Annotated in this window: 10 protein-coding genes; 6 read left to right on the forward strand and 4 right to left on the reverse strand. The window is 38.5% G+C overall.

Going from position 1 to position 11779, the window contains the following annotated elements:
* The first annotated feature begins 25 nt into the window (after positions 1–25).
* Genes GFH32_RS14060 through GFH32_RS14075 form a run of 4 tightly spaced genes read left to right on the forward strand, consistent with a single transcriptional unit; the run spans position 26 to position 3455 of the window.
* A complete protein-coding gene (locus tag GFH32_RS14060; protein ID WP_153512196.1) occupies positions 26–973 on the forward strand; it encodes a hypothetical protein in 948 nt (315 codons plus the stop codon).
* The gene (locus tag GFH32_RS14065) at positions 973–1410 is read left to right on the forward strand and encodes a hypothetical protein (protein WP_202111221.1); all 438 of its coding nucleotides are present in this window, start codon (positions 973–975) and stop codon (positions 1408–1410) included. The genes GFH32_RS14060 and GFH32_RS14065 overlap by 1 nt, the downstream gene beginning before the upstream one ends.
* Before the next feature lie 50 nt (positions 1411–1460).
* Entirely contained in the window at positions 1461–2648 is a 1188-nt protein-coding gene (locus GFH32_RS14070) for an aspartate aminotransferase family protein (RefSeq protein ID WP_153512198.1), read from the forward strand.
* Between the two features lie 45 nt (positions 2649–2693).
* Positions 2694–3455 (forward strand): SGNH/GDSL hydrolase family protein, encoded by a 762-nt coding sequence (locus GFH32_RS14075; protein WP_153512199.1) that lies wholly within the window; start codon positions 2694–2696, stop codon positions 3453–3455.
* A 521-nt stretch (positions 3456–3976) separates the two neighbouring features.
* Here GFH32_RS14075 and GFH32_RS14080 read toward each other — a convergent pair.
* From GFH32_RS14080 to thrA, 4 genes are all read right to left on the reverse strand, one after another.
* On the reverse strand, positions 3977–5161 hold the full coding sequence (locus GFH32_RS14080; RefSeq protein WP_153512200.1) for a class I SAM-dependent rRNA methyltransferase: 1185 nt from the start codon (positions 5159–5161) through the stop codon (positions 3977–3979).
* 102 nt (positions 5162–5263) lie between these two features.
* Positions 5264–6571 carry a threonine synthase gene (gene thrC / locus GFH32_RS14085; RefSeq protein WP_153512201.1) on the reverse strand — a complete coding sequence of 436 codons (1308 nt, stop codon included), beginning with the start codon at positions 6569–6571 and terminating at the stop codon, positions 5264–5266.
* A 6-nt stretch (positions 6572–6577) separates the two neighbouring features.
* Complete coding sequence (locus tag GFH32_RS14090) at positions 6578–7579, reverse strand: homoserine kinase (protein ID WP_153512202.1); 1002 nt, start codon at positions 7577–7579, stop codon at positions 6578–6580.
* A 10-nt stretch (positions 7580–7589) separates the two neighbouring features.
* Positions 7590–10040, reverse strand: coding sequence for a bifunctional aspartate kinase/homoserine dehydrogenase I (gene thrA, locus GFH32_RS14095; RefSeq protein WP_153512203.1), 2451 nt, complete (start codon positions 10038–10040; stop codon positions 7590–7592).
* A gap of 470 nt (positions 10041–10510) precedes the next feature.
* Here thrA and GFH32_RS14100 point away from each other — a divergent pair, with 470 nt between their 5' ends.
* Positions 10511–11086 carry a C40 family peptidase gene (locus GFH32_RS14100; protein WP_153512204.1) on the forward strand — a complete coding sequence of 192 codons (576 nt, stop codon included), beginning with the start codon at positions 10511–10513 and terminating at the stop codon, positions 11084–11086.
* A 164-nt stretch (positions 11087–11250) separates the two neighbouring features.
* Complete coding sequence (locus tag GFH32_RS14105) at positions 11251–11766, forward strand: phosphoribosyltransferase family protein (RefSeq protein ID WP_153512205.1); 516 nt, start codon at positions 11251–11253, stop codon at positions 11764–11766.
* Positions 11767–11779 lie beyond the last annotated feature (13 nt).

Here is an 11779-nt window from a genome sequence, read left to right on the forward strand (position 1 = left end):
GCAAAAACCATTCTATACATGTACTATGAAAGAAAACAACACATATTACGACAACATGGAAGGAAATAACTTACCTGATTCGTTGCGTGTTAACCCTTTCATTGTACCCGACAATTATTTCAATGAACAAACCAATAGGCTATTGTTCTTAACACAATTGGATCGTACAAGCAAGGATCAACGAGCTGGTTTTGAAGTGCCGAATGGCTACTTTGACACACTGAGCGAACAGATTATGTCGCAAGTGAAGATTGACCAGTCACAGCAACATGCAGGTTTTGAAGTTCCTGCGGATTATTTCACAGAATTGAATAATCGCATTTTGCAGCATGTACAATTGGATCAATTGCAGGAAGAACAATTTACAGTTCCTGAAGGATACTTCGAAGATTTAAGCCTTTCTATACTTGCGAAAGTAAGTGAAGGCAACCTTCGAGAAGAAGTACAAGAAAGTGGTTTTGAAGTTCCAGAACAATATTTTGAAACTTCCGCCGATCAAATTATGGCGTCTATAGCTGTAGAAGATTTAAAATCTGAAGTACAGACCGATGGATTTTCAGTCCCTACAGGTTATTTTGAACAGTTGACTACAGGTATCTTGGATCAAATTCAAGATGAGAAGGTTATTCAAATGCCTAAATCAGTACCTGCGGCTACAGTTAAGAAAAGCAGACCTGTGGTATGGATTGGTGCAGCCGCTGCCGCTTGTGTTGCCGCGTTTGTAGGCGTATCAACTTACAACAGTACCCCTACTAATACGGATCAAGCGATAGCAAGTGTGGCAAGTGCTCAACAGGTTTCTCTAGATGAAATCCCAGAAGACGAAATCATTAGTTATCTTGCGAGTCATTCGGATGGTACAGATTTAGCTTATTATGCGGAGTATATCTATGAGCCTGAGGCATCTGAAACTATTGGTAGTCAAATTGAGGACAAAGAATTAGAAGAATACTTAAATTATAATACACTATAATGCTTCGTTTGAAACATATTATTACGACATTCTGTTTGGCTTGCTTATTATGTTTTGTAGCAAATGGACAATCACGTCAAGATAGATTTGAAGCGATAGAGAATCAAAAGGCTGCTTACATCACCAAACAGCTTCGACTGACTCCAGCGGAGGCTCAGCAATTTTTCCCGCTATATAATCAATATACAAAAGAAATAAGAGCGATAAAGACGCAAAAGAGTCGTGGCAACGAACGTAGTCAAGGAAGTTCAAACTCTTTTAGACCAGGCAATGATGCTATTTCCTTCGATGCGAAAGAAGTTGAAATTAAGAAAAACTATAGATCTCGATTTGCTGATGTTATCGGACAATCCCGAGCATCACAGTTCTTTTCTGTTGAACAAGAGTTTATAGAGCTACTCTATAGAGAGCTCAAAGGTCGAAATCACAAAAACTAATAAAAGAAGCTCTAATTTTGAGCTTCTTTTGTTTTGAATAAAACCCACCCATGATAAGTAATAGAGAATTATTCTTAAAAAATACAGCCCAGACTTCAGAGTCACCAAGACTAATTGAAGTTGAGCGAGCAGAGGGCATCTATCTTTACGGTCCAGACGGACAATCCTATATGGACCTGGTTTCGGGATTCAATGTCAGTAATATCGGTCACCGACACCCGAAGGTCTTAAATGCAATTCAGAATCAGCTAGACAAGTTTATGCATGTCACTGTTTATGGAGAGTTTGTGCAAGCTCCGCAGGTACAATTTGCGACTAGTTTGCTAGCGGTTTTACCAAGCTCTTATGAGTCTGTTTACCTTACGAATTCAGGTACCGAAGCGGTTGAAGGATCGATGAAAATCGCTAAGAAATTTACGGGTCGCCGAGAAATAATCGCTGCAAAAGAAGCCTACCACGGTAGCACTCAAGGAGCGCTAAGTTTAATTGGCAATGAAGAATATCGTCAGGCATATGCTCCTCTCCTTCCTGGTATTTCTTTTATTAACTACAATAGTCTTCCTGACTTAGAAAAGATCAGCCAGGAGACCGCAGCAGTAATCGTAGAAGCGATACAAGGGGAAGCTGGTGTTCGTGTCCCAGACAAGACTTATATGCAAGCCTTGCGAAAGAAATGCGATGAGACAGGAGCGCTTTTAATTTTTGATGAGATTCAAACCGGGTTTGGTCGAACAGGCAAACTCTTTGCATTTGAACATTTTGATATCATTCCTGATGTGCTTATGCTAGCCAAAGGAATTGGTGGAGGCATGCCATTAGGTGCTTTCGTAGCCCGTAAGGAAATAATGGATGTCATCAAAAGCAACCCGATGCTAGGTCATATTACGACTTTTGGGGGGCATCCTGTTAGTTGTGCCGCAGCAAAAGCTTCTTTAGAGGTCATTATCGAAGAACAATTGGTTGAAAAAGTAGCCTCCAAAGCTGCATTATTTCGTGAGGAATTAGCGATTCCACAGATCAAAGAAATTCGAGGATTAGGATTAATGATGTGCTTACAACTTGAGAATTTTGATCAGGTCTATGCGGTAAGTAATTACTGTGCGGAACAGGGATTAATAATCGACTGGTATTTACATTGCGAAACGGCTCTTCGCGTTGCTCCACCATTGACGATAACAGAAGAAGAGATTAAACAAGCTTGTAAAATTATTCGTGCGGGAATTGCCAAATATTGCTAGTTTCCTTATCTTGTATAGGTAAAATCAACCTATTATAACAAGACCATGAATTCAAGAAGAGATTTTTTAAAAAAAAGTATATTGACCGTGGGTAGTACTGCCGTTGGTAGCAGTTTAATACATGCAGCCGATTTTTCTTCCTCAAAACCGAGAGCTGGAATACATATTCAGGAGAACGACGTTATTCTTTTCCAAGGTGATTCAATCACAGATGCTGGAAGAAAAAAAGATAATTTAAATCCAAATGAGATGAATGCATTTGGAGGTGGGTATGCAATGATAGCTGGGGGCGTTCTATTGAATAAATGCGCTAGCAAGAATATTAAAATTTATAATCGCGGTATCTCGGGTAACCGTGTTCCCGATTTATTAAACCGATGGCAAGTCGACTGTCTAGATCTTAAGCCAAATATTGTTTCCATCTTAATTGGAGTCAATGATTTTTGGCGTACGAAAGATCGTGGCGCTGTGAATACCCCGGAGCAGTATAAAGGTCAATACAAAGAACTTTTAGACAAGACTCTTAGCGCATTACCAAATGCTAAGTTGATTATTGGTGAACCTTTTGGTTTAAAGAACGTGAAACATATCACGGATGATTGGTTTCCAGATTTTCCAAAATACCAAACCGCGGCACGTGAAATCGCTAAGGAATATAAAACCGCTTTTATCCCTTATCAAGCAATATTTGATGCAGCACTAAAACAAAATAATGGTGCCTATTGGACTACCGATGGTGTACATACCTCTTGGGCGGGATCTAATTTAATGGCGGAGAGTTGGTTATCTCAATTCAAACTCGGCTAGGAAAATCCATACCCTAACAAAAATAGAAAGGGCTGTCTAACCAGACAGCCCTTAGTTGGAACAACATGCAAACTAATAATCTTTAGCAGCTTAGCGAACTGAGCGCTTATCTTAATCTATGCCTTGCGGCTAGTGGAATTAATGATGAGGTAAATATGCGGCATACATAAACATTCTTTAAAATCTCTCACAAACACTATGTAATTCGTTTTTTGAAACATTTTAAAAAGATCTCGACGCATGCCGCGGGTATGAATTATTTAATTCAAATATTAAGCTTTTACACTATAAAGAAAATGATATAAATCATTTTTTAGAAAACTGTAATAACAGCATACAAACAAATCACTGACAAACAACTGGTTAAACCAGTGATCGACTATTATTTTGCAACTACAGCTTAACATCTTGTAGCAGCAATGCTACAAGGTTTAGTCTCACCTTGCGTATATCGATTAAAAAAGGGATTAGCTTGTCTGAGCTAATCCCTTTTTTACACTCTTAAATTCCTCTACGCTATCCTATAACACGCGTACTAGAAGGCCTTTTAAGTATTCTCCTTCATTAAATGATGCACGAACAGGATGATCTTCAGGCTGACAATACTGATAGATAAACTGTATTTCTTTTCCTGCATCCAATGCCGCCCATGCAATTACTTGCTTAAAAGTATCGATATCCATCGCTCCAGAACATGAAAAAGTTGCTAATAATCCGCCAGAGTTCAATAACATTAATCCTCGGCGATTTAAATCTTTATACGCTCTCGAAGCCTTTTCCAGTGTAGATCTCGAAGGTGCATATTTAGGAGGGTCAAGAATAATAAGGTCAAATTTCTCTCCTTGCTCGCCAAGTTCTCGTAAATACTTGTTAACGTCCGATTGAACAGCAACGTGTTTACTCGAATCATAGCCATTTAATTCAATATTTTGTTTCAATGTTTCGATCGCTAAAGCTGAACTGTCTACCGACGTCACTGAACTTGCATTTTCACGAAAAGCATTTAAAGTAAATCCACCTGAATAGCAAAAGCAGTCTAATACTTTTTTATCCTTTGCATATTTGGCTGTAATATATCGGTTATCACGTTGATCGCAATAGAAACCAGACTTCTGCCCTTCCACGATATTGACTTGATAAAGAATTCCATTTTCGATAATATCGACAAAGGCTGGTGGGGTTTCGCCTGATCGCAGTCCATTATCGTCCGGCAATCCCTCATATTCTCGAGATTTTAAATCACTACGTTCATAGATCCCCTTAGGTTTCAAAAGTAGATTTAACTCATCGACAAGAATGGATTTAATACGTTCCATGCCAGCGGCATGCACCTGAATAGAGATGTAATCTCCATATTTATCTGCTATTAATCCGGGTAGAAAGTCGGCCTCAGCAAACACAAGCCGCACGGTATTGTTCTTTTCGTTTAAAAGATGCAACCTATTTTTGACTGCTCGTTGCAATCTATCACGCCACCATGATTCGTTAATTTCCTTTCTGGGATCCCATTCTAACAATCGCACTGCAACGCGAGATTGATTGTTGTACATCCCATAAGCAATAAATTCATCATCGTGGTTGTATACTGAGGCGATATCGCCATTTTGAAGAGTTTCTGAAACGCGGGCAATTGCTCCGGAGAAAATCCAAGGATGTAACTGCCAGGCCGCTTTATCCTTTCCTTTGTTGAGGATTATTTTATTCATCCTTGCAAAAGTAATTAGAATTGAAAAAAAATAATCAGATTATCGAAAAAAAGGACTATCCCTTTTTGAGATAGTCCTTTCCTAACATATAAAATGAATCTATTAGTTATTTACCAAGAGATACGTTTTGAAAGTCTGATAATCTACTGGCATTTCCGTTGCTTGTTTCTCTTTATCAGCCAATAAAGAGGCTCCCTCTGGCAACTTCACATATTGATACACTTCTGGCTTTATCGCCTCTGGAAATTTACATGGATGAGCTGTAGAAAGGAACACAGAAGCATAGTGCCCTGGTTGATCCAAGCGATAGGCTTTCGAAGCCAAATACGCGATTGCCGTATGAGGACAAGCGACATATTTATACTTTTCAAAAAGTTCCTCCATCCCTTGTACAGTTTCTTGATCGTTGTAGGTATACGAAGTAATCTTAGCTTTTAATTGCGCTAGATCTTGATCAAATAAGTCTTGAATTCTAACCCAATTGCTTGGATTTCCAACATCCATAGCATTTGCCAATGTTTGAACGGAAGGCTTGGGTTCATATTGACCGTTTTTCAAGAAACGAGGTACCGTATCATTTACATTAGTTGCTGCAACGAAATGACTTACTGGTAAGCCCATTTTGTAAGCCAACAGCCCTGCTCCAATATTCCCAAAATTTCCACTTGGAACTGTGAACACGATTTCGTCCATTCCTTGTGATTTTAATTGCGCGTATGTCCAGAAATAATAAAACGTTTGAGGAATTAATCGCGCGATGTTGATTGAGTTTGCCGATGTTAATCGCAATACTCCATTCAACTCCTTATCGTTGAAAGCCTGTTTAACAAGTGCCTGACAATCATCAAATGTACCTTCCACTTCCAGTGCGCGTATGTTTTGACCATTTGTCGTCAACTGCTCTTCTTGAACTTTTGATACCTTTCCTTTGGGATAAAGGATTGTTACACGTGTCCCCTCCACGCCAAGGAAGCCTAAGGCAACTGCACCACCCGTATCGCCTGAAGTTGCTACTAACACGTCTAGAAGTTGATCTCCTTTTTGTGAAAAATAGCCCATTATGCGACTCATAAAGCGTGCGCCAAAGTCCTTGAAAGCGTATGACGGGCCGTGAAATAGTTCTAGAACTGCAGTTTCAGCATCTAGAAATCTTACCGGTGCATCAAAATTAATCGCTTCGTTCACAATCTCCTTCAAGTCGTTTTCAGGAATATCATCCCCGATAAACGCTTTTGCAATCGTAAAGGCAATTTCTTGAAAAGAGTATTGTTGTATATTTTTTATGAAATAGGGATCCAATTGAGGAATAGCCTCAGGCATATATAAGCCCTTATCTTCAGGCAATGAATTAAATACAGCTTCTTGAAAAGAAACGCGAAGAGCTTTATTGTTTGTACTATAGAACTGCATATTATTTTATTTTAGGTTGATCACTTTTGGTCCTTGCGCATTTACCGAAGAAACAAATTGCAAACTTTCAATTCCGTGAGCATTTAAGTGTGCTTGAATTTTATCCACTGCTTGTTGTGCTGCCTCTTTACCACGGCTTATTGCGACAACTGAAGGTCCAGAACCTGAAATACCAAAACTTAAGACACCACATGATAGCGCGATTTCTTTCATCGCGTAAAACTCAGGTATTAAGATTGCGCGCGTTGGCTCAATTAGAACATCGTGCATACTACGACTAATCAGATCGTAGTCGCTACGGTATAGTCCTGCTACTAATCCTGCAATATTTCCCCATTGAACGACTGCATCTTTTAAAGACACTTTTTCTTTAATTAATTGACGAGCGTCTCGTGTAGGAACATCCACTTGCGGAAATACGATTCCAGCTACCAAATCCTCAGGAACCGGTAGACTAATCATATCGAGAGGTTCATAGCCGCGAATTAGTGTTATACCGCCCATTAGTGCTGGGGCAACATTATCTGCGTGTCCATGTCCACAAGCAAGCCTTTCACCTTCAACACAAAAAGGCATCAACTCCTCCTTGCTAAGTGGGTCACCCAATAGGCTATTTATTGCAAACAAGCCTGCCACTGTACTTGCAGAGCTTGACCCCAACCCACTCCCAATTGGCATATGTTTGGTCAATTCAATCTCCACTCCTATGCTATCTGCTAATTCTAAATGATTCAAAAGCATTTTAACACAAGCGCTTACCGTATTTTTATCTGGATCTAACGGTAGTCTACCGTCATCACCATGTATTGCTAGGATTGTAACACTAGGCTTTGCTACCCTCCGCATGAATACTTCATCGCCAGGGAAATCGACAGCAAATCCAAGTATATCAAATCCGCAGATCATATTTGCTACGGTTGCAGGAGCAAACACCCTTACTTCTTGCTTTACTTTCGCGAAGTCTATATTTTTCTTTCCTTCCATTAGGGAGTTTTGATTTGTCAACATGTTCTTAAACTTATTTAGCCGCTACATTCACAAGGTCAGCAAAGACACCGCCTGATGTTACCTCAGCTCCTGCACCAGGTCCTTTAACCACCAATGGTCGCTCTTTGTATCGCTCTGTAGTGAAAGAGATGATATTATCGCTTCCAGATAAAGCATAGAAAGGATGTGAGCTATCCACCATCTGTAAATCGATAGAAACTTTACCATTTGTTAGGTTGCCGATGTAACGTATTACTTTGCCTTCATTAGCAGCCTTCAGCTTCAATGCGTTGAAGTAATCTTCTGATTTTAACAATTCTGTATAGAACTCATCGACAGAATTTGCTTTCAAACAATTCTCAGGCAATATATTACCCAATTCAACATCCGAAGATTCAATAACGTTTCCAGCATCACGCGCTAGAATCAACATTTTACGCATAAAATCAATTCCGCCCAAGTCATCACGAGGATCAGGTTCAGTATAACCTAATTCCTGCGCCTTCTTCACAACATCATAAAATGAGGCATCACCATGAAAATTGTTAAAGATATAGGAGATTGTTCCTGACAATATTGCTTCAATTTTCAAAATACGGTCTCCACTTAACATCAAATCTTTCAATACGCGTACTATTGGTAAACCAGCTCCAACATTCGTTTCGTAAAAGAAATCTACACCATGTTTCCTAGCTGTATCATGTAGTAATCTATACTGTTGATAGTCTCCAGAGTTTGCAATCTTGTTACAGGTTACAATCGAAATATTCGATTTAAATATCTCTTCGTAGTAAGTCGCCGGCAATTTACTCGCAGTATTATCAATGAACACACAATTAGGGAGATTCATCGCTTGCATTTTGCTCACGAAAGTTCCTAAATCAGCAACTTCTCCATTCTCATCTAACTCTTGTTGCCAATTCTCCAAATTTACCCCATCAACATTGAAAAGCATGCGACGAGAATTCGAGACGCCTACAACTTTAATCTCAACATCGTTATGATCAAGTAAAAAATCATGCTGTTCATGTAACTGTCTAAATAGTGTAGCTCCTATATTTCCTGTACCTAAATTGAACACATGTAAAGTGCGCTTTAATTCAGCAAAGAATGCATCATGTACTGCATTAAGTGCCTTCGCTAAATCATCCTTATTAATGATAACCGAAATATTAAATTCAGAGGAACCTTGCGCAATTGCTCTAACGTTTATTCCATTTCGACCTAAAGCATGGAATAACTTCCCTGACATTCCAGGGGTACGCTTCATATTCTCGCCAACAATTGCCAGAATAGAAAGGTTTTCTTCAATGACAGGCGTCGATAACTTATTTGCTAACAACTCTAATTCAAATTCATTTTGGATTAGAGAAACTGCTTTCTCCGCATCACTTGGATTAACCGCAAACGTAATGCTGTGTTCTGACGAAGATTGAGTAATTAAGATAACATTAATCTGCTCACGCGCTAATAAAGTAAATAAACGGCCGCTGAATCCAGACTTTCCAACCATACCACTGCCAGTCAAATTAATTACAGATACATCAGCGATTGATGATATACCCTTGATCGGATAAGTAGACTTACCGCTTTCAAATTGAATTACAGTTCCAGCCAAATGAGGTTCAAAAGTATTGCGAATAACGATTGGAATCTTCTTTAAAAAAGCTGGTACCATTGTGGGCGGATAAATTACTTTCGCTCCGAAGTATGATAGTTCCATTGCTTCGGTATAGGAAAGTACCGGTAAAGAGAAAGCCTTCTTTACTATTCTAGGATCAGCCGTTAACATACCATTTACGTCTGTCCAAATCTCAATTGCCGAAGCATTTAAAACAGATCCGAATATCGCTGCTGTATAATCCGAGCCACCTCGCCCTAGTGTAGTCACACGTCCTTGCTCATTAGAACCAATAAAACCTGTTACAAAGAGGAGTTTATCAGCATGTGTTTGGTAAAGCGCCTGTATCAATTGATTCGTAAGGGGTTCATTTAGGTGAGCATTTCCGAAATTCGAATCTGTTTTCACATAATATGAAGCGTTGATATATTCGGACTCAGCAACCTCTTGCTCCATAACTTTGGAGACCAAAAAGTTACTACAACGCTCTCCGTATGAAACGATCAGATCACGACTTTGATTGCTTAGTTCCTTTAGAGCGGAAACACCGAGTAAAAGTTCCTCTAATTCATTAAATAAAAGCTTTAAACGAGTGAGTACCGGATTCTGATACTTCACAGCAATAAGCTTTTTAACAACTTCAAAGTGTCTTTCTTCAAGTTGTTTCAAGCCTTCATCGAAAGGCTTTCCTTCTGCTGCTTCCTCCGCCATCTTCGTTAACAGGTTGGTGACACCTGACATTGCCGATAAAACGACTAAAGGATTTTCGCCTGCGTCAAAGGAAGCTTTAACAATCTTCAATACGGCCTGGATACTTTCTACGGAACCTACGGATGTCCCGCCAAATTTTAATATTTTCATACTGTTTAGTTGGTTGTTTTGCTGTATGTTAATAAAAAAAGCCTTCCCTGGTGGAGGAAGGCTTCTTATATTTGTACTAATTACTATACAATAGACTACTTCCTCCTAAGTTTTATCCCGGTGGTAATAATAATTGTAATAGAAATTGTATTGTTTTTCACTTTTCTTAATTATGATTTCCCAAATATATTACAATTCTTTTTAAAAAAACAAGATTTATTTAAAATATTTTTAATCTGCTTTTTTTTAGATATTGATAACTTAATACCTTGCTTGAATTAAAAGATTCAGGTATTTGCGTCAAAAATTGTTGACGTTCTATTTGTTAAAAATGTTAAAGATTTGTTAAATAGAGTAAAAATTGTTTTGAATTCAAGACAGTATGTATTACATTTGCTTCAGCCTGTTGAAAAAATCCACAAAATGTGGAGAACTCATCAAGCTAATGGTTGTAATAAAAAAGCGATTTAATGAAAACAAAGAAACTAGTGGCAGTAATGCTTCTCATAGGCTTATGTCTAGTCTCGCAGGCACAAACCAATAGTCAAAAGTCATCTGATCCAGATAACCTAGCTAAAGAATACTTCTCTCAGATTATGGGCGTTGCAGCAAATGCAACTTCTAATACAAAACTTTATCAATTTGTTTATGAATGGTTAGGAACTCCTTACCGCTTAGGTGGAGATTCTAAAAGAGGAATTGATTGTTCAAAATTCTCTTTGGCTGTTTATGAAAATGTATTTAATACGACGATTGGATACAATAGCCGTAATCAATACCAAAATGTTACTCCTGTACGTAAGGGCGAATTAGAACCTGGAGATTTAGTATTTTTCAAAATCAGAAGCAGAAGTATCACACATGTTGGTGTTTACTTAGGTGAGGATAAATTTGCTCATGCTTCTTCAAGTCGCGGCGTTATGGTAAGTAACCTAAATGAAGCGTATTGGAAAAGATACTACTACAATGGTGGTCGTCCAAAGGTTGATGAGACGCAAATCATGACTGCGGATGCCAATGCTAGAGGAAAGAATAATTTAAATTAGACCAAACTTTCAAATACTATAAAAGGATCCCAACGTATACACGTTGGGATTTTTTATTTCATCTCTTTTCACTCTTCGAACTAGCGCTTACGATAGATAATTATGTTCAGTCATTAGTATTTAGCATAAGTTTTAGTAAATTTACCCGTAACAAAAGTACTGCAATGTCATCGAAGAAAACACTTATTTTAAACAAGGATCAAATTCTCCAAAAATCGAAGCGTATCGCCTATCAAATCATTGAAGATAATTTTGATGAGCCTGCCCTTGTATTGGTTGGAATTGCCGATAGAGGTTATGTTTTTGCACAACGCCTTCAGAAGTTATTGTTAGAGATTGACCCAAATAGATCTGTGGAATTATTGAAAGTTACGATTCAAAAAACCAAGCGTAGCTTGGAATCGACAACCGATTTGCCAGTTGAAACAGTTAAGAATAAAGTAGTAATCTTGATTGATGATGTTTTAAACAGTGGAAGAACCCTAGCCTATGGTTTAGGCGTCTTTCTGAACGTTCCATTGAAACGGATGAGAACCGCAGTTTTAATTGATCGTAGCCATCATCAGTTCCCAGTCTTTTCCGACTATTATGGACTAAAACTATCTACAATCCTCAAAGAACATGTCGAGGTATTGTTAGAAGAATACGATAATACAGAAGATGCGGCCTATTTATCATAAGCCGCATCTTTTT

The organism is Sphingobacteruim zhuxiongii (assembly GCF_009557615.1).
In the GTDB taxonomy this organism is placed as follows: Bacteria; Bacteroidota; Bacteroidia; order Sphingobacteriales; family Sphingobacteriaceae; genus Sphingobacterium; species Sphingobacterium zhuxiongii.

What these genes read in the sequence shown, in the direction of transcription:
- GFH32_RS14060 (WP_153512196.1), top strand. Translation starts at nt 26, where the DNA reads ATGAAAGAAAACAACACATATTACGACAACATGGAAGGAAATAACTTA.
- GFH32_RS14065 (WP_202111221.1), top strand. Translation starts at nt 973, where the DNA reads ATGCTTCGTTTGAAACATATTATTACGACATTCTGTTTGGCTTGCTTA.
- GFH32_RS14070 (WP_153512198.1), top strand. Translation starts at nt 1,461, where the DNA reads ATGATAAGTAATAGAGAATTATTCTTAAAAAATACAGCCCAGACTTCA.
- GFH32_RS14075 (WP_153512199.1), top strand. Translation starts at nt 2,694, where the DNA reads ATGAATTCAAGAAGAGATTTTTTAAAAAAAAGTATATTGACCGTGGGT.
- GFH32_RS14080 (WP_153512200.1), bottom strand. Translation starts at nt 5,161, where the DNA reads ATGAATAAAATAATCCTCAACAAAGGAAAGGATAAAGCGGCCTGGCAG.
- thrC (WP_153512201.1), bottom strand. Translation starts at nt 6,571, where the DNA reads ATGCAGTTCTATAGTACAAACAATAAAGCTCTTCGCGTTTCTTTTCAA.
- GFH32_RS14090 (WP_153512202.1), bottom strand. Translation starts at nt 7,579, where the DNA reads ATGTTGACAAATCAAAACTCCCTAATGGAAGGAAAGAAAAATATAGAC.
- thrA (WP_153512203.1), bottom strand. Translation starts at nt 10,040, where the DNA reads ATGAAAATATTAAAATTTGGCGGGACATCCGTAGGTTCCGTAGAAAGT.
- GFH32_RS14100 (WP_153512204.1), top strand. Translation starts at nt 10,511, where the DNA reads ATGAAAACAAAGAAACTAGTGGCAGTAATGCTTCTCATAGGCTTATGT.
- GFH32_RS14105 (WP_153512205.1), top strand. Translation starts at nt 11,251, where the DNA reads ATGTCATCGAAGAAAACACTTATTTTAAACAAGGATCAAATTCTCCAA.